Below are 20828 nucleotides of genomic sequence, written 5' to 3' on the forward strand. Positions count from 1 at the left end.
TTCATCACCGGCTCCCAGTCCGGGTCGGTCATGTCGGTGACCAGGATGTCGCCGGCCTGCACGCGCAGCATTTCCCTGGCGCTTTCGATGATGCGCACCGGGCCCTGGCCGATTTTCTGGCCGATGGCGCGGCCGCTGACCAGCACCTTGCCATGCTGTTTCAGCGTGTAGCTTTGCGATACGCCGACCGTGGCCTGCGACTTCACCGTTTCCGGCCGTGCCTGCAGGATGTAGAGCTTGCCGTCGATGCCGTCGCGGCCCCATTCGATGTCCATCGCCCGGCCGTAATGCTGCTCGATGATGACCGCATAGCGCGCCAGTTCCAGCACTTCGGCATCGTTCAACGCGAAACGGCCGCGCTCGGAAGTTTCGGTCTGCACGGTATGGGTGGATTTTCCGGCCGCCCTGGAGTCGGTGAATACCATCTTGATCAGCTTGGAGCCCAGGCTGCGCCGCACCACGGCTGGCTTGCCGGCGGCCAGTAGCGGTTTATGCACGTAGAACTCGTCCGGGTTGACCGCGCCCTGCACTACGGTTTCGCCCAGGCCGTACGCCGCAGTGATGAATACCACGTCCGAGAAGCCGGATTCGGTGTCTATCGTGAACATCACGCCCGAGGCGCCGATGTCGCTGCGCACCATTTTCTGGATGCCGGCGGAGAGCGCCACGTCGGCATGCACGAAGCCCTTATGCACGCGGTAGGAAATCGCCCGGTTGTTGTACAGCGAGGCGAACACTTCCTTGATCGCATGCAGGATGTTGTCCGCGCCGTGGATGTTGAGGAAGGTCTCCTGCTGGCCCGCGAACGAGGCATCGGGAAGGTCTTCGGCGGTGGCGGAAGAGCGCACGGCGAAAGTTGCGCCGTCGTCCGAATCGCCCACCAGCCGGTGGTAATGGTCGGCGATATCCTGCTTGAATTGCGCCGGGAGGGGGGTGTCGAATATCCACTGGCGGATTTGCTTGCCGCAGGCGGCCAGCGCGGTCACGTCTTCAACGTCGAGCTTGTCCAGCTCCGCGTTGATGCGGGCGGCCAGCCCGCCCTGCGAGAGAAAGTCGCGGTAGGCGTCGGCGGTGGTAGCAAAACCGCCGGGCACGCGCACCTGTTTTGCCTTCAACTGGCTGATCATCTCGCCCAGCGAGGCGTTCTTGCCCCCCACCGAAGGCACATCGGTCATGCGCAATTCTTCAAAATCGACTACGTAATTCGACATGGTTTTTCTCTCACACAAAATTCAAACGGGATGGCATTATCTTGCCATATTCTGCAAAAAAAGGACGCTTATGTCTCAAACTTCCCGCCGCAGCGTGTTCTTTATTTCCGACGGCACCGGCATTTCCGCCGAAACCCTGGGGCTTAACCTGCTCGCGCATTTCCCCGGCGTCGAATTCCATCAGGTGCGCATGCCGTTTATCGACAGCGTCGAAAAAGCCCACGCTTGCGTGCCGACCATACTCAAGGCAGCGCAGGACGACGGCATGCGGCCCATCCTGCTGATGACCTTCGTCAACGAGGAGGTGAGCGCCGAATTCGACGGCGTACAGGCGCTGTGCCTGGACTTCTTCAAGACTTTCATCGGTCCGCTGGGTCAGGAGCTCGGCATGCAGCCCACGCGCGGGATCGGGCAGGGACGCAAAGTTGTGGATAATACTGGCTACCGGCATCGCATGGAAGCGGTGAATTACTCGCTGGAACATGACGACGGCGCCAGCGAACGCCACCTGAGCGATGCGGAGGTGATCCTGGTCGGCGTATCGCGTAGCGGCAAGACGCCGACATCGCTTTATCTGGCGATGCAGTTCGGGGTGAAGGCCGCCAATTATCCCCTGATTCCCGAGGATTTCGAGCGTGGGTGCTTGCCGAAAGTACTTGAAGGGCATAAGAAAAAACTGTTCGGGCTGACGATACGGCCGGAACGCCTGCACGAAATCCGTACCGAACGCCGGCCCGATAGCCGTTATGCCGCTCTGGAAAACTGCCGCCATGAAGTCCGCCAGGCGGAACAGCTGATGCACCGCGAAGGCATACGCTGGCTGGATTCGACGACAAGGTCGGTGGAAGAGATCGCCACCAAGGTCATGCAGGAGTGCGGGCTGGACGGCCACGTATCCTGAGCATGAGGCCCGGCCAGTAAGCGGAGAGCAAAACCAGCGCGGCGAGTGCTATCAGCAGCCGGTCGATTCCGACTTTTTCGGTGGCGCGAGCGGCCGGTTTTTGCCGGCGCATGGCCTCGACCAGCTTTCCGGAATCTCCGGCGCGCAGATAGCTGGCGTCTATTTCCTGTGCCAGTTCCTTGAGGTAGGGCTCGTCCAGTTTAGAAAGGTAGCGGTCGTTGTCGTCCGTCGCGATGCTGTCGTCGCGCGTGCCGGCGGATTCCTCGGCGAGCACGGCGGAAGGCTCGACCTTCATCGCGTTCACCGACCAGTAGCCCATGATCCTGTCGTCGCCGTCGAACTTGGGTACCGGCATGGGATCATCGCCGCCCACGCCCACGAGCAGCCAATCGCTGCCGCCCTGCCAGTTGGAGAGGTCGGTTTTGTTGATAGCGTTGAGTTTCGGCGCTTCGTCGCCGTCGGTAAAAAATACCAGCTGCGCGGCTTCCGGCAGCGATTGCAGGATCGCGTTCGCGGACTGCATGCCAAAGCGCAGGCGGCTGTTGCCGTGCCAGGCCATGCGCCATTCCAAATGATTAATCGCGTCCTCGATCACGTCGTAATTCGCGCACACCTCGATAGGTGTGAACAGCAGCGCGATGTTCACGTTGGAGAACACGCCCAGGCTCATATCGGTGCCGCACGGCAACGCGGCCACGGTGTCGTGCATGAGGTGGCGCATATACGCCATGCGGCTGACATTCTTGCCGTCGAGCTTCATATCCTCGGTATTCATGCTCTGCGTGACGTCGGCCACGAGCAGGTAATTGTGCAGGTCGCGCTGCCAGGGAATCGCCGGATGCAGCAGCGAAGCCAGCAGCAGGATGAGCGCAAGGGCATGCAAGCCGGTATCTGACAGCGTTTTGATGGGCTTATCCACGTTCATCTGCGTTATCTGCGGCCAATCAAACTCAAGGCAACCCGACCGGGATATTGCCCATAACGATGCCAAGCTTGTCCTGCTCGTTCTTGGGAACGGAATCTTCCGGCAGCAGGCTTAGCACGCGGTCAAGGTTGTGGCGCACGTCGAGGTGCGCGTTGTCGAGGCGCAGCGATTGCTGGTAGGCCATTTTGGCCTGGGTCAGCAGGTATTCCGCCTCGGCGTGCACGATGCCGCCGCTGCGGTTGACGAGCAGCCCGCGCAGAAAAAAGATGTTGCCGAGGTTGTACTGCACGGCGGCCATCTGTTCCGCATTGCCGCCGGCTTCCATGAGTTGCACGAACAGCTGGGTGGCATCCTGGTAGCGGCCGCTTTTCGCCAGCCAATAGGCCGCCGCGTACTTGGCCTCGAAACGCAGCTTGTCATGATCGGGCAATTTGCCGGTGGATACCGCCTGATTGAAGCTCTCCATCCTGTGCATGTCGAACGCCTGCAGCGCCGCGCCGGCGACGCCGGTCAGCAGGGCGGCGAACAGCAGCAGGTTCCTGCTTTTCATGCGGGTTGCCATGATCTGACTCCGAGGTGTTTGATGGCGAGCAATAGCGAAATCAGCAGCGCTGCTGCAATGACGAAATGCGATGAGTAGTTCCTGCCCGGAATCCGCTGCAGGTAGCGGATCGGTTTCTTCTCCTTGAGGCTGATATCCTGGATCGCCGCCTGCAGTGTTTTTGGATCATCCGCCTCGTAGGCCTGGTACTTGATTTTCAGGGTCTGGAAGAATTTGTGCAGCTCGATCTCGGCGGGCTCCTGCCCGTCGTTCGCGAGTTGCGCGTTGGGTTTGAAAATGCTGATGCCGTCCGGTTGGCGCAGCACGATCCAATACAGGTTGACGTGCTGGCGCTCCAGCCAGTCGCTGATCTTGCGCTTGGCCCGGGGCGTGATGCGTCCCGCGCCGTCCGAGAGCAGCATGATCGCGCGCGAGCCCGAATCCGGCATTTTGTCGAACATCGCCACGCCGCTCGTGAGGCCCGCGCCGATATTGGTCTGCAGCAGGCCCGAGCCGCCGGCCGCGGTAATCGCGGCATGGATCGCCGCGCGGCTTTGCGTGAGCGGGATCACGTGCATCGCGGAATTGCTGAAGGTCACGACGCCCACCATGTCGTCCGGGCGCTCGTCGACGAATTTCGCGATCAGCCGCTTGGCCGCGGCCGCCTTGGTTTCTCCCGCCTGGCCGTCAGCCACCGCGCCGGCGAACGGGTCGTCCATGCTCGCGCTGCGGTCGATCACGAGCACCAACTGCGCGCCCTTGCCGATGCGTTCGACCTCATGTACCGCGCCGTGCGGCCCGGCAAGCGCGAACACGAGGCAGGCGAGAATGACGGCCGAGAGGTAGCGCAGCAGCAGGCCGGCGATATCGGAGAGCCTGTCCTGCGGCGCGAGCGCCATCCAGGAATAAAGGCTACCCTGCTGGCGTTCCAGCCAAACCGGTAGCAACGCGAGTGGCAGCAGCCACAGAACCCAGGCGTGGTCGAAGCTCATGATGCCGGTTGCGGCTTGACGGTGAGCATGCCCACGAGCCGCGCATTGAAGTAGCCGAGCGTGCACCCCATGCCGATCGCGGCGGGCAGGATGAGGACGGCGTTCTGCAAGTTGAGCGAAGTCAACACCGTGAAGTCGAATCGCCCCGGAACATCCAGATAGCCCCAGGTGGCCGCATAGCCGTAGATGCACACCGGCGTGATTGAAAATGGCTTCCAGTAGGCGCAGGCACTGATGATGCCGATGAAAACGGCGATCACGAGTGCTGCCCATAGTCCGGGAGGAATCATCCCTGCAACCGGATTGTCGAGGATGGCCAGCGCCGAAAGCCAGCCCATGAGCACGCCGAATATCGTGCTGAGCAGTACTGAAACGATCGCTGCGCGCGGCTGCTCGCCGCCGCCCAAATGGAAGAAGCAGGCCCAGGCGATGACCAGCGGCCATATCGGCAGGATCTGGATGCTCTGCATGAGCAGCACGACGAGGGCGGTCAGCACTACGCTGCACAGCGTAACGGCGACGAGTGGCTGCAGCGCGAACGGTTCGCGCTCGCAATCGCGGCATTGCTTGCAGAAGTCGCACATCGCCGGTAGGGAAGCGCTTGGCGCAACATCGCTGCCGAACAGCACTGCATTCGATAGTCGGAAAAATTCGTCGATTTCGCTGTGAATGGCGCGAAAACGCGGGTGAGATCGCAAGAAATTTTCCAGGTCAGCATGGAACAGATTGGCGCCCCAGGTTTGGTTGAACGCCTGATGAATCACCGCTACACCTTGCCGAACGTCCGCATTCGATAACCGGCGCAACTTGCGGTAGCTTCTCGCGAACGGTCCGCCCATGCCCGGCAGCCAAGCGCGGTTGCCGTTGAAATACAACAGGCCGAAGAGCGAAAGCACGGCCAGCCCGGCGAAGCCCCATAGCCATCGTTGTTTAACAGAGGTATCGAGCAGCAGCGGGCCGCGGTAGGGACTCATGTCTTCGTCGAACCGGGTTTCGTCATGCGTCGCCAGCGGCGAGACGCTGAAAGTCCACGCCGGAATCGCGATGTCGATATTGCGGCCGTCTCCGTTCAGCTTGAGCTGTTCCTGCGGCAACTGCACTTTTTTGGCGTAGCTTGCGCTCGTGAATACCTGGTAGGTGAACTGAAGGGTGTAATGCGTACGGCTGGTGGAGGCTGCATTCTTGGTAATGGAAACGTCCCTGAGCTCGACGCCGTGCCGGCTTATGCCCTTGGTCGGCAACGAGGCCGGCGCGAGCGCGTAGGGCGCCTGGGCATCGATCTCGACGGTGCGTACCAGCAGGTCGCCGACGAGGATGCCGATGTCGCGGCCGGGGTTGCGTATTTGCAGCGTATAGAGGTCCGCGGCCGTCGCAGGTAGCGCCGCCAACAGCCAGAAAACGATGCCGAGCAGAAATCTCATAAGGCGGAAAATTGCTGGAAATATTCGGAAACGGCTTCCGCGTCGAACCTGTCCTCCACGAAGCAGGCTGGAGTTTCGTAGCGCATGAACAATTCTTCCAACGCGGCTCTGCGCGCGGCGAAGGCCTGTTCGAAGCGTGCCTTCAATGCCTTGCGGAAGAACAGCATGCGCCGTCGGCCGGTTTCGGGGTCGACAATGGCGTTCAATCCGAAATCGGGCAGCTTGCGGTATTCCCCGGCAGTCCACAGTACGATGGGTACGACGTGGTGGCGCGAGAGCAGGTTGAGCGCCTGCTCGATGAATTCCAGCGGCATGTGGAAATCCGAGATCAGAAATACCAGGCTGCGTTTCTGGGCGAGATAGAGGCCGATTTCGAGCAAACCGGCCGAGCCTGCCGCTGCGGGACGATAATCCTTTAGCCGTTCGGCGAGGTCGAGCGCTTCATGCAAACGATGGCTGGGCGGGACGAGCCATTCCTCGCGTGGGGTCTCGTCGAAGCCTACGAAGCCGAACATGTCGCCCGCCTGGTGCGCTGAAAAAGCGACCGAGGCGGCAATTTCCGCCGCCAGCGCCATCTTGCCTCCGAATCGCATGGAACCCGACATATCGCACACCGCGTATACCGGCGTGGCGTTTTTCTGGTGGAACAGGCGTACGTACACCTGTTCGCCGGGGTCGCGCAGGGTCTGGCGGATATCGATGCGGCGCGCGTCGGGATAATCCACGAGCGGCGCGTTGCCGTGGAATTCCATGCCCAGGCCGTGCTGCAGCCCGCCATGATCGCCCGCATGGTGGCTGCGCGAGCGCCAGTTGACCTGGTAGGTGAAGGCTTGGGCGTGGGCCGGGTTCATCGTTATGGCACGGCGACGGTGCGGATGATGCCGCTCGTGAGTTCGCGCGCGAGCGCGGTGCGGCGCATCTGGTACATAGAGCTGAACACCAGGCGATGCGCGACGATTTCATGGAATACGCCGTGGATGTCTTCCGGCTGCACGTAGTCGCGCCCCATGAGCCAGGCATGTACGCGCGCACCCTTGAGCAGCATGCCCATGCCGCGCGGGCTGGCGCCGGAATGCACGAGCTTGGCGACATCGATACCGTCGATTTTTATGCCAAATTTGGCCGGCGTTTGTGTGGCTTCCCACAGGTCCAGCGCATAGTTTTCGAGCACCGGGCTGGTTTGGATGTGCTGCTGCAGCTCCGCGGAAAAATGGTTGAGTCGGTCGAACGCGAAGATGCCCGGGGACACTTGTTCCGTGAGCGCCTCGGTGTCGTGGAAGCGCGTATTGAACACCAGCGATTTCCGCGTGTCGCGGTCGGCCGGGATGACGATAGGGATTTCCATCATGAAGCGGTCGCGCGCCGCCGAAGGCAGTTCGAAGGTCTCTTCTTTCTCCACCTGGTTGCGGTCGGCGAACACCAGTACGTGCGGCAGCTGATGCTCGCGCTTGAAGGCTTCGAGGCTGCGCTCGGCCATGACGCGCAGCAGCAGCGCATGCACTTGCGGCCGCGCACGGTTGATTTCGTTGAAGAAGAAAATGGAAAGAGATTCGCCGCCGCGCAGCAGCGGACCCGAGTCCACGCGCGGCCGGCCGTCCTCGCCGAGGTAGGTATGGTAGACGAGGTCGTTAGGCATGAGGTCCACGGTGCCCTCGATGCGCTCGTAGCCGCCGCCGATGCCGCGTGCGAAGGCGCGCAGCAGCGTGGTCTTGCCGACGCCGACATCGCCTTCGAGCAGCACATGGCCGCGGGCGAAAATCGCGATTGTCATGAGGCGGATCGCACGTTCCTGGCCGACGATGACTTTGCCGACTGCATTTTCAAGTATCAACGCCTGCTCGCGCCAATCGACGAGCTGGCTGTCCTTCATCGCCATGTCCATGGAAACTCCCTCCCGATGCGACGGTTAGCCTTCGCCCTTCATCACGAGCGCGCTGTATTCCTCGGGCGTGATCGTGCCGCCGAGCTTGGCGGCGACATCCTTGTCGCGTTCGGGCAGCGCATCCTGGACTGCGTCGATGCGTTTCCATTGCGGCAGCGGCGTCGGGCATCCGGGCTGCGGTGTGTATTTCGACGAATCGACGCGCCGGTAACGGTGGATGTAGCGCGGGCAGTTAATGAATATTTCGGTGATGGTCGCGCGCACCACCAGTTCTGCGCCGTGGAATTGCTTGATCAGCGGGTCGTTGCGGTCGATGCTGGCGGTGCCGTGCACGCGCACGCGGTGCGGCGTTTCGAAGTCGATGAACAGCATGCCGATCTTGTTGTTGGCGGTGATGTTGCCCATCGACAGGAACATGCCGTTGCCGTCGAAGCTGGGGAAAGCCAGCGTCTTGCTGTCCACCACCTTGACGAAACCGGGATTGCCGCCTTTGTGGGAGCAGGTCGGATAGCCGCGGTGGTCAACGGTGGTAAGGAAAAACATGTCGCGGCTTTCGATGAAGCCCGCATGCTCGGGAGCGATCTCCGATGCCACAATCAATTCGTCGACCCGATCGGCCATGTTTTTCGTATCGAACGCTTCCTGTAGTGCCCTGTGCTGATCACCGTAGATTTCGCTCATCATTCCCGCTCCTGAAAGTGTCCGTATATCGGATAATTGATTAAAGAAACTTTGTGATAAAGTTGGGATGATAGTAATAATGTATATTAGTCAAGGTCAACATGAGCGCAATAATTATGTGTCCGTATATCGTATATTTCGTCATCAAGCCAACCTATGACTAAAAATGTTCCGGAGCCCTCCGCCGGCAGCCTTAACCGGGCCGTGATCTTGCTGACGGCAATCGCGCGCGGTTCCAGCAAAGGCAGCTCGCTGACCGAACTGGTTGCGCGCACCGCATTGCCGCGCCCCACCATCCACCGCGTGCTGGACACGCTGATCGGCCTGGGCTGGGTGGAGCGCGACAAACACACCGCCCGTTTCAATCTGGGCCCCGATCTGGCGGCCCTGAGTTACTCGGCCATCAGCCGGCATCCTATCGAGCGCATTGCCGCGACGGAGCTGAGTGCGCTGGCGGAACGACTGGATCAAGTGGTGTATCTGGGGGTGCGCGCCAGCCTGGACATAGTGTGCATCGGCCGCTATGAAAGCCAGTCGCAGATTCAGGTCGGCAAGGGCAGGGTGGGCCTGCGCGGCCCGTTCGGCATGAGCCCGGCTTGCCTGGCGATGTTTTCCTGCTTGCCGCATGAAGCGGTGCAGGCGATCGTCGCGGCCAACCTGTCGCGCTATCATCGCATCGAGGGCTTCGACGAAAAAGGTTTCCACCGGGCGGTGAGCGCAGCGATGCAAAATGGCTACGGCACCTACGACAACATTGTGCTGGACCGCACCACCAGCGGCCTTGGCGTTGCGATTTGCGATGCATCGGGCTACCCGATCGCCGGCATCGGTACGACTTATATCACCGGCTGGCTGAACGACGAGCAGCGCGGGCAGTGCCTGGCGCTGCTCCGGCAGGCGGCGGATAATATTTCAAAGCATTTGTCGGCAACGGAATAGGGATCAAGCGGCGGGGCTTGTCACGCGTTGCGTTGACAGTATACTGAACGCCATTGCCTCAACATGCTGTCCTCTCGGCAGCACTATTACATTGATCTGAGTACGAGGAAACACGATGTTGGATTTGTCACAACTGTGGCTCCATCTGGTCATTTGGCTGAGCGGCCATATAGTGATGCCGGTGCTGTTATTGCTGCATATCCAGAATGCGGTTGGCGATCCGAAGGCGGTTGCCGAAGCCGGGATGATCGCGCTGCTGCAAATCGGCATCATCAGCCTGGTTTTTCGTCCGCTGGAAAGCCTGGTGCCGGCCGAACGCTGGACGAATCGCGATCTGACCAAAGTCGACCGCCTGTACACGCTGCTGATGTTGCTTGGTTTATTTCCCCTGTTCAGCTACCTGGTGCTCTCGCCATTCAGCTATTTGCTAGGTGGCGGCGGCGTTGCCGGCAACGGCACGGAGTCGTCATTCAACGTAAAACACTGGGTGCCATGGCTCGATCATCACCCCCTGCTGCTGCTCGCCGTCTATTACGTTGTCTATGACTTCGTCTATTACTGGATGCACCGCGCGGAACACCTCATTCCCTGGTGGTGGGCTTTGCATAGCATGCACCACAGCCAACGCCAGACGAGTTGCTGGACGAATGATAGAGGCAGTTATCTGGACGGCGTGATCCAATCCATGATTCTCGCCACGGTCGGTCTGGTGATGGGCGTTGATATTGCGGAATTTGCCTGGCTGACGTTGGTGAGCGAACTGATCCAGAACTTTTCGCATACCAACGTACGCATCGGTTTCGGCCGGTTTTTTGAAAGGATTTTCGTCGATCCGAAGTTCCACCGCCTGCACCACATGGTCGTCGATCCCGACAGGCCGGCATTGCACAACTGCAATTTCGGACAGGTTTTTTCAGTCTGGGACATTCTGTTCGGCACCGCGCTGTATGGCGAATCGCCGCGAACGACCGGTGTGAACGACCCGGTGGTCGACGCGGACAACGACTGCGGCCTCATCGCGATGCAGTGGTACACGCTGAAACGCTTCTGGGGCGCCTTCCGCCGGCCTGCGGGCTGGCGGCCTGGCGATGTGGGTTTCGGCGAAGACTACGAGCCTATCCCCTCCAGCCAATTGGGCTCGCCCGCGGTCGAGCGAACCGTGATGGTTCAGGCGGCCGAAGGGGCTTCTGCGAGTTGATCCGGGCGCCAATTGGCGCAACCAAGCGAGTTTTAGTATTCTTCTCGATTCCTATCGCATCAGAATTACCCAATGACCATTTCTGCTGAAACCAGAGCCCAGGCCCAGGATCTCATTGATTTCATCGACGCCAGCCCCAGCCCCTGGCATGCGGTCAACAGCGTCGAGCAGCGCTTGCTGGTGCGGGGGTTCACTCGGTTGCACGAAGCGCAGCGCTGGCAGCTGAAAGCCGGTAGCCGTTATTTTGTCGTGCGCGGCGGCTCGTCGATTATCGCGTTTACCCTGGGGCAAAAACCTTTGGCCGAAACCGGTTTCCGCATCATAGGTGCGCATACCGATTCGCCGGGGCTGCGCTTGAAGCCCAAGGCCGCGCATGGCGGCGAAGGCGTGGTGCGGCTGGGGGTGGAGGTGTACGGCGGGCCCATTCTCGCGACCTTCACCGACCGCGACCTGAGCCTCGCGGGGCGGGTGAACGTGCGCACGGCGGAAGGTTTCGGGACGCGCTTGCTGCGCTTCGATACGCCGCTGGTGCGGCTGCCCAATCTGGCGATCCACATGAACCGGGAAGTGAACGAGCAGGGTCTCAAGCTGCACAAGCAGAATGAGTTGCCGCTGATTCTTGGGCTATCCCAGGATGGCGCCAAGGCCGGTGACCAGTTTCTTGGCCTTATCGCCGGTGAGCTGGGGGTGGATGCGAAGGATATCCTCACTTCGGAATTCAATGTTTTCGACACGCAAAAAGGCGCGTTCTGGGGCGCGGATCAGGAATTCATCGCCGACAGCCAGCTGGATAACCTGGCTTCCTGCCACGCCGCATTGACGGTGCTGCTGGCGACCGAGAGCCCGGCTGCGACATGTGTTTGTGCGCTGTTCGACCACGAGGAAGTCGGCAGCGGAAGCGCCGTGGGCGCGGGCGGAAGCTTCATCGAGGACGTGCTCGAGCGCATCGCGGCGAATACCGGGATAGATGAGGAAGCGCGCCATTGCGCCTCGGCGCGCAGCTTTTTCATCAGCGCCGACATGGCCCATGCCTGGCATCCCAATTTCCCCGCGGCTTACGAACCCAACCATAAAGTCATGGTCAATGCCGGCCCGGTGATCAAGACCAACGCCAACCAGCGCTACAGCACCGGCGCGGATACCTCGGCGCGTTTTATCGCGCTGTGCGAAAAAGCCGGCGTGCCGTTCCAGCAATACGCCCACCGTACCGATCTCGGCTGCGGCAGCACCATAGGCCCGATCGTCGCCTCGCGCCTAGGAATGGCCAGCATCGACGTGGGTTCGCCGATGTGGGCGATGCACAGCCTGCGCGAAAGCGCCGGCGTGATGGACCACGGCTATATGATCGCCGCGCTGACAGCCGCGTTCGGGGATTAACTACCGTCAGCCGACCTGGGCGCTTGCTTCGACCCTGTAGGCAAAACTCTCCGGATTAAGGCTGTCGCTTTGCTCGCCCGCGATTTCCGCACACGGGTACATGAAGAAGCTCGCTTTATGGCGCGGGCCCAGCGCCACGTTGCGGGCGTGGTTGAAGGCTACCCAGTTCATCTCCCAGCCGCCGAACAGGCGCTCGCGCAGGGCGACGATCCCTGGGTCGTCCAGCGGCAGCTTTTCCTCCAATACGGCCTTGCGCACGTCCGCCGCATCCACCGGTATCCAGCCGACATCGGCGAGATAGAACTCGGCGCGGCAATGCTGGGCGCGACTGACGTCGCCGGAGCGGCCCAGCGATTTGAACTGGCGCGATTCCGCGATGCGAATGCCGTACACCTCGCGCGCCGGAATGCCCGATGCGCGGCACAGACCGACGAACAGCGAGTTGATGTCGGCGCATTTGCCGCCCAGGTTGCCGGTTTCGAGCATGGCCTTGATGTCGCCGCGTCCGCAGCCTTTCACTTTGGGTTCGCGGAAGGTGTTGTCCACCACCCAGTCGTAAATGGCGCGCGCCTTCTCTAACGGTGAGATGGCGCCTTTGGTGGCCGCCAGCGCCGTGCTGCGCACGATGCCGTCCAGCGGCATGCTGTCGGTCGGCGGCAGATAATTCAGCATTGCGTCGTCGAGTTCTGCCGGCGAAGAATGGCTGCGTTGCAGGTCCGCCGTGCGGTCGCGGGTGGCTACCTCAGCGGTCACGGTGATGTTGCGCGCGGTGGCGTCGTTCCAGTGGGCGTAAAAAGCCGGGGCGTTCGCCATGCGGACAAAGCCCGCTTCATCGGCCGCGCCTGTAGATCGGGGTGCCGACGCCTGCTGATAGTCCTTGATACTCTGCGGTATCGGCAGCCACAGGTAGGCATTGCTGCCTTGCGGCAACAGGTTGACGGTGTAAGTGAGCCGGAATTTCCGCCAGCCTTCGTCCGCCGGTGTTTCCCTGGCCCAGCCCGACGGCACTTGCGATAGCAGCCAGGCGCCCCCGGCCAGTTTGATAAAGTCGCGACGCTGCAATTTCAACTCCAGTTAGGCTAAAAGGCAATTAAATGCCGACGATGCAATCAGGTTTGATTCTAAATGACGCGCACGCCGGGATTCCCCGGCCGCATGGCACCGATCACCGCCGCATCGTGAAACCCGGCTTGATGGAACGATTGCAGCACTTCTGCTACGGCCGCGGGTGCGCATGCCGCCAGCAGCCCGCCGCTGGTCTGTGGATCGCACAGCAGTTTGCGCTGCCATTCCGGCATGTGTTGCGGCAACTCGACTTCGTGCCCGTAACTCGCCCAGTTGCGCGTCGCCGCGCCCGTGGCAAAGCCCTGTTGCGCCAGGGTCTGCGCGGCCGGCAGCACAGGCACGTCGGCCAGGTGCAGTTCCGCGGCGAGCCCGGAGCCGCGACAGATTTCCAGCAAATGTCCCAGCAAGGCAAAGCCGGTCACGTCGGTCAGTGCATGCACATCGGCACGTTTGCCCAACGACTCGCCGATGCTGTTCAGCTGCGTTGCGGTTTCCACCATCTGACGATAGCCGTCCCCGCCTAATTCGCCTTTTTTCAGCGCGGCGCTGAGCACCCCGATGCCCAGGGGCTTGCCCAGAATCAGCACGTCACCCGCTTGTGCGGCATTATTGCGCTTGATATGTTGCGGATGCGTCACGCCCACCACCACCAGCCCGTATATCGGTTCCGGCGCGTCTATAGAGTGGCCGCCTGCGACCGGGATGCCGGCTGCCGCGCAGACTGCCGCGCCGCCGGCGAGAATGTCACGGATGGCTTCCAGCGGCAACTTGTCCACCGGCATGCCGACGACGGCCAGCGCCAGAATGGGGGACGCTCCCATCGCATAAATGTCGGACAGCGCATTGGTGGCGGCGATGCGGCCAAAATCGGTCGGGTCGTCCACAATCGGCATGAAAAAATCGGTGGTCACGACGATCGCCTGGCTGTCGTTGAGCCGGTACACCGCCGCATCGTCGCCGGTGTCCGTGCCGACCAGCAGGTTGGGATAGTACGGCAGCGCAGGCAGGCCTGCCAGCATGTCCTGCAGCAAATTTGGCGCAATCTTGCAGCCGCAGCCGCCGCCATGCGAAAACTGCGTTAATTTGATGGGTGTGTTCATGGTGATTATTCGATGGTTAAGGCGAATGCCTGTGCGGCTGACATTGCTTGGTCAATGTTACCATAAGCGCTTTCGCCCCATATTCCCATCTCTATGCGTATGGCAAGAATCCAGCCAATCAGTGCCGCGCAAAGCCTGGAGTTCGATGCGCTGCTGGACGTCCGCTCCCCCGCGGAGTTTGCCGAGGACCATATTCCCGGCGCGATCAACGTGCCGGTGCTGGACGATGCGCAGCGCGCAGAGGTGGGTACCTTGTATACGCGGGTCTCGCCCTTCGAAGCCAGAAAAGTCGGCGCCGCGCTGATCGCGCGCAACATTGCGGCCCATATCGAGCAGCACTTCATGGACAAGCCCAAAAGCTGGCGCCCGCTGGTCTACTGCTGGCGCGGCGGGCAGCGCAGCGGCGCGATGGCGCACATCCTCGGCCAGATCGGCTGGTCGGTGGGGCAGCTGCAAGGCGGTTACAAAGCTTACCGCCAGTATGTACGGTCCGAACTGCAAACCCTGCCCGCCCGCTTCGGGTTTCGCGTCCTCTGCGGCCCTACCGGTTCCGGCAAGAGCCGCTTGCTGCATGCGCTGGCGGGGAACGGAGCGCAGGTGCTCGATCTCGAAGGTCTCGCCAACCACCGTGGTTCGCTGTTGGGTGGATTGCCTGGGTCGCCCCAGCCTTCGCAAAAGTGTTTTGAAACGCAGCTGTGGGATGCGCTGCGCAAACTCGACCCGCAACACCCGGTTTTCGTCGAAGCGGAAAGCCGCAAGATCGGCGTGCTTTCCCTTCCCGACAGCTTGCTGCACGGCATGCGGCAGGCGGATTGCATACACCTCGATGCCGGAGTGGAGGCGCGCGCCACCCTGCTGCTGGAGGATTATGACCATTTCCTGAGCGAGCCGGCATTGTTGTTCGAAAAGCTCGATCAGCTGATGCCGCTGCACGGGCGGCAGACCCTGGAGCATTGGCGGCAACTGGCCGAAAGCCGGGAATGGCGGCTGCTGGTCACCGAGCTGCTGCAAATGCACTACGATCCCGCTTATAAGAAATCCACGTACTCCAATTTCGTACGCTTCGGGCAGGCGGCCGGGCTGCAACTGCCTGGTCTGGATAGCGGCGGCCTGAACGAGGCGGCACGCAGGCTAATCCAGGCACATGCCCCGGTAATGAGTGCATCCTGACGAAACCCGGTAGCCGGGTTTCGTCTTATCCCGCTTCCACCTGCACCAGATTATCCGACAAGCTGGGCGCGTGGCCCAGGTTGACGAACCGGTCGGAGCTGATGACGTTGACCGCGCCGCCGCCCCTGTTGCGGCTGCGCCAGTAGCCCAAGGTCGCGACGACTACGCCGGGCTGGGTGTCTTCGGTGACGTTGGCATCGCCGTGAAATTCGCCGCGGTCGTTGAACACGCGCACGAAATCGCCTTGCCTGATGCTGCGCGCCGCCGCGTCTGCGGGATTGATCAGCACGCACTGCTCGCCCTGGCCGCGCAGCTTGTGCTCCTCGTTGGCGTATTGCGAGTTGAGAAAGCCGTGGCTTTTGGGCGTGACGATGTTGAGCGGGTATTTCTGCGCCAGCGCCGGATTGGTTTCGGGACGCTCGCGCGACGGCACGTAGGAGGGCAGCGGATCGACCGGCTCGCCGCCTTGATACGCGTCGTACAGCTGACGGAACGGCGTGGCGACGAAATTGCCGCCGGCAGCCGCGCTGGTCTTGAATTCGACCTTGCCGGAAGGCGTGGGGAAGTTGCCCTCCCTGTGCGGGCAGCGGTCGCTCGGCGTGCCGACTTTCAGATGCGCGTAGCCAACCTTGCGGAATTCATCCATGGTCACACCTTTGAGCGCGGGAGAACTCCAGTCCAGCGTATCCTCGACCATTTGCGCGTCCGTGCGCTGGAACTGCAGGTCGTCGAAGCCGAACGCTTTCGCCAGGCGCCGGAAAATTTCCGCGTTGGAAGCGGTTTCGCCCGGCGGCGCTATGCATTTCTGGTTGTAGGTCAGGTAGAAATGGCCCCAGGACAGGATCATGTCGTCCATCTCCGCCGCCATCGTCGCCGGCAGGATGATGTCGGCGTAGGCGGCGGTGTCGGTGATGAAATGCTCGGCGGCCACCACGAACAGATCCTCGCGCTTCAAGCCCTCGACGATCTTGTTGGACTCGGGCGCCTGGCTCACCGGGTTGGCATTGTAGAACATCACCGACTTGAGCGGCGGGTCGAGCGGCATTTCGCCGTTGAGCGCCGCGCCCAGTTGCAGGTTGTTGATGACGCGAGTGCCGGCGGGAATGTAATCCGGGCGGCACATCACGTCGAACTTGAGCGGAAACTCCCACAGCGGCATCTGCATCAGTCCGCCGCCCACATGGCGCCAGGCGCCGGTCAATGCGGGAATGCAGCAGACGGCCCTGATGGTCTGGCCGCCGCCGTGATGGCGCTCCAGCGCCACACCCATGCGGATCGCGGAGGCCTTGGCATCGAAAAATTCCTTGGCCAGCTTGCGGATGTCCGCGGCCGCAACGCCGGTGATGCTTTCCGCCCACTCTGGCGTGCAGCTCGCGGCGCGCTGCTTGAGTTCGTCGAAGCCTAGCGTGTAATTGGCGACATAGTCGTGGTCCAGCAAATCCTGCTCGATCAGCGTATTGATCAGCGCCATCGCCAGCGCGCCGTCGGTGCCCGGCCTGGGCATGATGTGCCAGTCGGCCTGCTTGGCGGTGAGCGACTTGTAGGTGTCGATCACCACCAGCTTGACGCCTTTCTTCTGCGCCTCGTGGATGATGTGCCAGTGGTGCAGGTTGGTGCTCACCGAGTTGCAGCCCCAGATCACCATGTACTTGCTGTAGGCGAAGCTTTCCGGGTCGAGCCCGCCGGTGGGGCCCATCGTCATCAGCCAGGCGGTGGATGAGCCGGAGCCGCAGAAGGTGCGCTCGCACACCGTCGCCCCCAGTTTGTTGAAGAACGGGTCGCCGACATTGAGCCCCTGCACGATGCCCTGGTTGCCCAGGTAGCTGTAGGGCATGATGGCCTGCGCGCCGTATTCGTCGATGATGCCGGTCCAGCGTTGCTTGATCTCATTGAGCGCCTCGTCCCAGCCGATGCGCACGAACTGGCGGCTGCCCTTGGGGCCCTTGCGCTTCAAGGGATAGAGCACGCGGTCGTTGTTGTAATGGTGATCGGCGAAGTCTTTCAGCTTCACGCACAGGCCGCCGCGCGTCATCGGATGTTCGGGCTTGCCCTGCACGTCGACGAGCTTGCCGTTCTTGACGGTGTAGGTCATCGCGCAGGTGTCGGGGCAGTCCTGCGGACAGCCGCCGTGAAAGGTCTGGAGGGTTTCGGCTGGTGCGTTCATGCGGTTCTCCTGTGATGAAAGGTGGCTGTCCGTGACATAATGCTCCGGACCGGGTGCGAAAATAACTATCTTGTGGTTATACTATACAGGTCTGTATAATTGTCAACGCAACGAAGTCAAATTATTTTTCAGTGAGGCTTGCCATGCGAATACGCTTTCCCGTCGTGGTGCTGATGGCAGCGTTGGTCGCGGCCTGCGCCCACCAGCCGCCCGGCCATGACGCCGCGACCGAGCGTATCGTCAATGCCGATGCCGGCCAGTGGCCGAGCTACGGGCGCGACTATGGCAACCGGCGCTTTTCGCCGCTGAAGCAGATCAACCGCGATAACGTCGCCAATCTGGTGCCGCTATGGACGTTCAAGAGCGGCATCAATGCCACCTTTCAGGCCACGCCTATCGTCGTAGACGGCATCATGTACCTGTCGCTGCCGTTCAATCATGTGGTCGCGCTGGATGCCGCCACCGGCCGCGAGTTATGGCGATACCAACATAAGCGCCGCGAGGGCTACCCGATGTGCTGCGGCCCCGCCAATCGCGGCGTGGCGGTGGGCTACGGCAAGGTGTTCGTCGGCACCGTGGATGCGCGGCTGGTCGCGCTGGATGCCAGGACCGGCCGCGTGCTGTGGGATATGGATGCCGCCGCCGACGGTGCCGGCGAGGCGGAAAAAGTAGGGGTGCTGAGCGACGCCGATCCGCTCAAGCAGGCCAGAGTGAGCGGTGCCACCGGCGTGGGCATCAACATGGCGCCCGTGGTGTATCAGGGCAAAGTCATCGTCGGCATCACCGGCGTGGGTTATGGTTTGCACCTCGACGCGCCGCGCGAAAACGCGCCGCTGGGTGCGGTGGTCGGCGTCGCCGGCCGTTACGGGCGGCCGGGGTTCCTGGCCGCGTTCGATGTGGAAAGCGGCAAGCGCGTGTGGCAGTTCGACACCATTCCGCAAAAGAACTGGGAAGGCAAGTTCAGCGCGACCACGCCGGATGGTATCCCGCTCCATCGCGATCTTGCAAAAGAGCGTGCTACTGCGCCCAGTTTTGCCGATGCCTGGCGCTTTGGCGGCGGTTCTGCGTGGAGCACGCCGGCGATCGACCCCAAGACTGGCCTGCTGTTCTTCGGCACCGGCAACCCCTCGCCGCAGATGGACGACGTTTCGCGCCCCGGCGACAATCTGTACACCGTATCGCTGGTCGCGCTCGACGCCAATACCGGCAAGCTGCGCTGGTTCTATCAACAAGTGCCGCACGACGTCTGGGGCTACGATGTCGCCAGCCCGCCGGTGCTGTTCGATCTGCAGCGCGGGGGCAAAACCGTTCCCGCGGTGGGGCAGGCCAGCAAACTGGGCTGGTTTTACGTGCATAACCGCGAAACCGGCGAACTGCTGCTCAAGTCCGAAGCCTTCGTACCGCAGCAGAACATGTTCACGCATGCTACCGAGCAGGGCGTGCGCATTTACCCCGGCGTGCTGGGCGGGGTCAACTGGTCGCCGGCGGCGGTGGACCAGGCGGCGCAAACCGCTTACGTGGCCGCGCTGCACTGGCCAGTGAAATACACGCTGCACGAAACCCCCGCCGGAGGCGACAAGCCTGCCATCCGCTATTCGGCGCTGGAACCGCTGGACGAGCCGCGCTGGGGCCTGCTGTCGGCCATCGATCTCACTAGCGGCAAGCTGCGCTGGCAGCACAAGACGCCGGACCCGCTGGTGGGCGGGGTGCTGGCGACCGCGGGCGGGCTGGTGTTCAGCGGCGAAGGCAACGGCAATCTGGATGCGCTGGATGCCGCGAACGGCAGCGTGCTGTGGCAATACAAGTCGGACGCGGGCGTCAACGCGCCGCCGATCACCTATGCTGTGGGCGACGTGCAGTACATCGCGGTCGCCGCGGGCGGCAGCCAGATTTTCGGTTTCAGGCAGGGAGATGAGCTGAGGGTGTTTGCGCTGGAAAACTGAATTTGCCGCGAGGAGCCCGCGTGCCTGGCGTTTTCAAGCTTTTCCGCGCCGGGCCGCAAAAAACTCCGACAGCAGCCGCCCGCACTCTTCCGCCAGCACGCCGCCCATGGCGTCGCAGTGATGGTTGAGCCGCGCCTCGTCCATCAGGTTGATCACGCTGCCGCAGCAGCCGGTCTTGGGGTCTGTCGCCCCGAACACCAGCCGCGCGACGCGCGCGTGCTGGATCGCGCCGCTGCACATGGCGCAGGGCTCCAGTGTGACGTAGAGGGTGCAGCCTACCAGCCGGTAATTACCCAGCCTCTGCGCGGCGTCGCGCATGGCCTGGATTTCGGCATGCGCGGTGGGGTCGCTGCGCGAAATCGGCGCATTGAACCCGCGCCCGACGATCTCGCCGTCTTTCACCACCAGCGCGCCGACCGGCACCTCGCCCATCGCGGCGGCTTCGCGCGCCAGATCGAGTGCGATGCGGATGTAGTCTTCGTCATTCATGTTTTAATTTTGGAAGTTCGTATTTTGATTGAACGGTTCAGTTCGAATGCGACCCAGGCACGTCATAAACGTGGAGTTAACCTGCCTGAGCGGCTTTTCGCGCAGGTTCGGTGGATGGGTTAGACGTCTTCATGAAGATCGTGGTCCTTTAGTTCACCCAACATTGCGAGGAAAGCGTCGAGTGAGTCTTGCACGAAGGAGAGCCGTTCCTGATAAGGCTGAACCAATAGATAGCCTCGGACAAGAGCCATTACTCGGACTTTACGGACTTCGAAGAAGTCGGGACTGAGATCAACTTGGCCGGGATAACCCTCTGGTCCAGCATAGAGCAACTGATTCCTGAGATTGGCTTGAGTACGGATGTAAGCCGAAATGCTCTTGGCACCACGGTGACTCGCCAGAAACTCGATTTGTCTCCGATACGACAACCGCTTGTCTTCGCTGCTGATGGTGAAGTTCAGCGGTGGTATCGGGTGAACCCATTGATCCTCTCCGTTGACCGACATGAGCAGGCCAAGCATAAGACGTCGTTCTCCCCCCTCATCTTGAAGCATTAGAGCTGGCTTTTTTACATGGGCCGCCGTTGTTTCGGCGAAGAACAAACCTAAGACATCGAGAAACGGAGCGATCGCATTTTTGTGGGTATGGTCTTTGGGGTTCAATCGTTCGGCATTCAAGTACCCACGTTCCTTCAGGCAATGCATGAAGCCAGAAGCGGCTTCCTCTTCTGCCGTCAGGCCACGAAAGGCAGCCATAGCTGGATCAATCTCCCCAATCTTTCTAGCATAGTCCAAGTGATTGAAAGCGGAGCGGAAGCAGCTTCTGGAGT

19 protein-coding genes are annotated in these 20828 nt (G+C 61.6%); 6 read left to right on the forward strand and 13 right to left on the reverse strand.

What is annotated here, in order from left to right; genetic code table 11:
• Positions 1-1211 (reverse strand): PEP/pyruvate-binding domain-containing protein (locus tag VGK14_RS09560; RefSeq protein ID WP_331508830.1); only part of this gene is annotated, 1211 nt, incomplete at its 3' end.
• A gap of 70 nt (positions 1212-1281) precedes the next feature.
• Here VGK14_RS09560 and ppsR point away from each other — a divergent pair.
• Positions 1282-2112 carry a posphoenolpyruvate synthetase regulatory kinase/phosphorylase PpsR gene (gene ppsR, locus VGK14_RS09565; RefSeq protein ID WP_331508831.1) on the forward strand — a complete coding sequence of 277 codons (831 nt, stop codon included), beginning with the start codon at positions 1282-1284 and terminating at the stop codon, positions 2110-2112.
• On the opposite strand, the gene VGK14_RS09570 is transcribed toward ppsR, so the two are convergent.
• From VGK14_RS09570 to VGK14_RS09600, 7 genes are read right to left on the reverse strand one after another with little or no spacing between them, the layout of a single operon-like run.
• Entirely contained in the window at positions 2075-3037 is a 963-nt protein-coding gene (locus VGK14_RS09570; RefSeq protein ID WP_414691715.1) for a vWA domain-containing protein, read from the reverse strand. The two genes, ppsR and VGK14_RS09570, sit on opposite strands and share 38 nt — an antisense overlap.
• 25 nt (positions 3038-3062) lie before the next feature.
• Positions 3063-3599 (reverse strand): hypothetical protein, encoded by a 537-nt coding sequence (locus tag VGK14_RS09575; RefSeq protein ID WP_331508833.1) that lies wholly within the window; start codon positions 3597-3599, stop codon positions 3063-3065.
• Entirely contained in the window at positions 3584-4570 is a 987-nt protein-coding gene (locus VGK14_RS09580; protein ID WP_331508834.1) for a vWA domain-containing protein, read from the reverse strand. The genes VGK14_RS09575 and VGK14_RS09580 overlap by 16 nt, the downstream gene beginning before the upstream one ends.
• Positions 4567-5991 carry a DUF1097 domain-containing protein gene (locus tag VGK14_RS09585; protein ID WP_331508835.1) on the reverse strand — a complete coding sequence of 475 codons (1425 nt, stop codon included), beginning with the start codon at positions 5989-5991 and terminating at the stop codon, positions 4567-4569. Before VGK14_RS09585 ends, VGK14_RS09580 begins: the two co-directional genes overlap by 4 nt.
• Complete coding sequence (locus VGK14_RS09590) at positions 5988-6842, reverse strand: DUF58 domain-containing protein (RefSeq protein ID WP_331508838.1); 855 nt, start codon at positions 6840-6842, stop codon at positions 5988-5990. The genes VGK14_RS09585 and VGK14_RS09590 overlap by 4 nt, the downstream gene beginning before the upstream one ends.
• A 2-nt stretch (positions 6843-6844) precedes the next feature.
• The gene (locus tag VGK14_RS09595) at positions 6845-7873 is read right to left on the reverse strand and encodes a MoxR family ATPase (protein WP_331508840.1); all 1029 of its coding nucleotides are present in this window, start codon (positions 7871-7873) and stop codon (positions 6845-6847) included.
• 24 nt (positions 7874-7897) lie between these two features.
• Positions 7898-8554, reverse strand: a complete 657-nt coding sequence (locus tag VGK14_RS09600) for a pyridoxamine 5'-phosphate oxidase family protein (RefSeq protein WP_331508871.1) — start codon at positions 8552-8554, stop codon at positions 7898-7900.
• A gap of 156 nt (positions 8555-8710) precedes the next feature.
• On the opposite strand from VGK14_RS09600, the gene VGK14_RS09605 reads away from it, so the two are divergent.
• From VGK14_RS09605 to VGK14_RS09615, 3 genes are all read left to right on the forward strand, one after another.
• On the forward strand, positions 8711-9493 hold the full coding sequence (locus VGK14_RS09605) for an IclR family transcriptional regulator (RefSeq protein WP_331508841.1): 783 nt from the start codon (positions 8711-8713) through the stop codon (positions 9491-9493).
• 115 nt (positions 9494-9608) lie between these two features.
• Complete coding sequence (locus tag VGK14_RS09610) at positions 9609-10691, forward strand: sterol desaturase family protein (RefSeq protein WP_331508842.1); 1083 nt, start codon at positions 9609-9611, stop codon at positions 10689-10691.
• A gap of 72 nt (positions 10692-10763) precedes the next feature.
• Positions 10764-12068, forward strand: a complete 1305-nt coding sequence (locus VGK14_RS09615) for a M18 family aminopeptidase (protein ID WP_331508843.1) — start codon at positions 10764-10766, stop codon at positions 12066-12068.
• Between the two features lie 6 nt (positions 12069-12074).
• Here VGK14_RS09615 and VGK14_RS09620 read toward each other — a convergent pair whose 3' ends face one another.
• A complete protein-coding gene (locus tag VGK14_RS09620; RefSeq protein WP_331508846.1) occupies positions 12075-13130 on the reverse strand; it encodes a transglutaminase family protein in 1056 nt (351 codons plus the stop codon).
• Positions 13131-13189: 59 nt separating this feature from the next.
• Complete coding sequence (gene selD, locus VGK14_RS09625; protein ID WP_331508847.1) at positions 13190-14233, reverse strand: selenide, water dikinase SelD; 1044 nt, start codon at positions 14231-14233, stop codon at positions 13190-13192.
• A 99-nt stretch (positions 14234-14332) separates the two neighbouring features.
• On the opposite strand from selD, the gene mnmH reads away from it, so the two are divergent.
• Positions 14333-15403, forward strand: a complete 1071-nt coding sequence (mnmH, locus tag VGK14_RS09630) for a tRNA 2-selenouridine(34) synthase MnmH (RefSeq protein ID WP_331508848.1) — start codon at positions 14333-14335, stop codon at positions 15401-15403.
• Positions 15404-15428: 25 nt separating this feature from the next.
• On the opposite strand, the gene VGK14_RS09635 is transcribed toward mnmH, so the two are convergent.
• A complete protein-coding gene (locus VGK14_RS09635) occupies positions 15429-17567 on the reverse strand; it encodes a molybdopterin oxidoreductase family protein (RefSeq protein ID WP_331508849.1) in 2139 nt (712 codons plus the stop codon).
• Between the two features lie 143 nt (positions 17568-17710).
• Here VGK14_RS09635 and VGK14_RS09640 point away from each other — a divergent pair, with 143 nt between their 5' ends.
• Positions 17711-19510: a pyrroloquinoline quinone-dependent dehydrogenase gene (locus VGK14_RS09640; protein ID WP_331508851.1), complete on the forward strand. Its 1800-nt coding sequence runs from the start codon at positions 17711-17713 to the stop codon at positions 19508-19510.
• A 33-nt stretch (positions 19511-19543) separates the two neighbouring features.
• Here VGK14_RS09640 and tadA read toward each other — a convergent pair whose 3' ends face one another.
• Positions 19544-19999, reverse strand: coding sequence for a tRNA adenosine(34) deaminase TadA (gene tadA / locus VGK14_RS09645; RefSeq protein WP_331508852.1), 456 nt, complete (start codon positions 19997-19999; stop codon positions 19544-19546).
• 119 nt (positions 20000-20118) lie between these two features.
• Positions 20119-20754 (reverse strand): hypothetical protein, encoded by a 636-nt coding sequence (locus VGK14_RS09650; RefSeq protein ID WP_331508853.1) that lies wholly within the window; start codon positions 20752-20754, stop codon positions 20119-20121.
• Positions 20755-20828 lie beyond the last annotated feature (74 nt).

This window comes from Novimethylophilus sp., from assembly GCF_036504375.1.
GTDB lineage: Bacteria > Pseudomonadota > Gammaproteobacteria > Burkholderiales > Methylophilaceae > Novimethylophilus.

Coding starts and splice junctions, on each gene's coding strand:
- ppsR (WP_331508831.1), top strand. CDS start 1,282: ATGTCTCAAACTTCCCGCCGCAGCGTGTTCTTTATTTCCGACGGCACC.
- VGK14_RS09570 (WP_414691715.1), bottom strand. CDS start 3,037: ATGAACGTGGATAAGCCCATCAAAACGCTGTCAGATACCGGCTTGCAT.
- VGK14_RS09575 (WP_331508833.1), bottom strand. CDS start 3,599: ATGGCAACCCGCATGAAAAGCAGGAACCTGCTGCTGTTCGCCGCCCTG.
- VGK14_RS09580 (WP_331508834.1), bottom strand. CDS start 4,570: ATGAGCTTCGACCACGCCTGGGTTCTGTGGCTGCTGCCACTCGCGTTG.
- VGK14_RS09585 (WP_331508835.1), bottom strand. CDS start 5,991: ATGAGATTTCTGCTCGGCATCGTTTTCTGGCTGTTGGCGGCGCTACCT.
- VGK14_RS09590 (WP_331508838.1), bottom strand. CDS start 6,842: ATGAACCCGGCCCACGCCCAAGCCTTCACCTACCAGGTCAACTGGCGC.
- VGK14_RS09595 (WP_331508840.1), bottom strand. CDS start 7,873: ATGGACATGGCGATGAAGGACAGCCAGCTCGTCGATTGGCGCGAGCAG.
- VGK14_RS09600 (WP_331508871.1), bottom strand. CDS start 8,554: ATGAGCGAAATCTACGGTGATCAGCACAGGGCACTACAGGAAGCGTTC.
- VGK14_RS09605 (WP_331508841.1), top strand. CDS start 8,711: ATGACTAAAAATGTTCCGGAGCCCTCCGCCGGCAGCCTTAACCGGGCC.
- VGK14_RS09610 (WP_331508842.1), top strand. CDS start 9,609: ATGTTGGATTTGTCACAACTGTGGCTCCATCTGGTCATTTGGCTGAGC.
- VGK14_RS09615 (WP_331508843.1), top strand. CDS start 10,764: ATGACCATTTCTGCTGAAACCAGAGCCCAGGCCCAGGATCTCATTGAT.
- selD (WP_331508847.1), bottom strand. CDS start 14,233: ATGAACACACCCATCAAATTAACGCAGTTTTCGCATGGCGGCGGCTGC.
- mnmH (WP_331508848.1), top strand. CDS start 14,333: ATGGCAAGAATCCAGCCAATCAGTGCCGCGCAAAGCCTGGAGTTCGAT.
- VGK14_RS09635 (WP_331508849.1), bottom strand. CDS start 17,567: ATGAACGCACCAGCCGAAACCCTCCAGACCTTTCACGGCGGCTGTCCG.
- VGK14_RS09640 (WP_331508851.1), top strand. CDS start 17,711: ATGCGAATACGCTTTCCCGTCGTGGTGCTGATGGCAGCGTTGGTCGCG.
- tadA (WP_331508852.1), bottom strand. CDS start 19,999: ATGAATGACGAAGACTACATCCGCATCGCACTCGATCTGGCGCGCGAA.
- VGK14_RS09650 (WP_331508853.1), bottom strand. CDS start 20,754: ATGGCTGCCTTTCGTGGCCTGACGGCAGAAGAGGAAGCCGCTTCTGGC.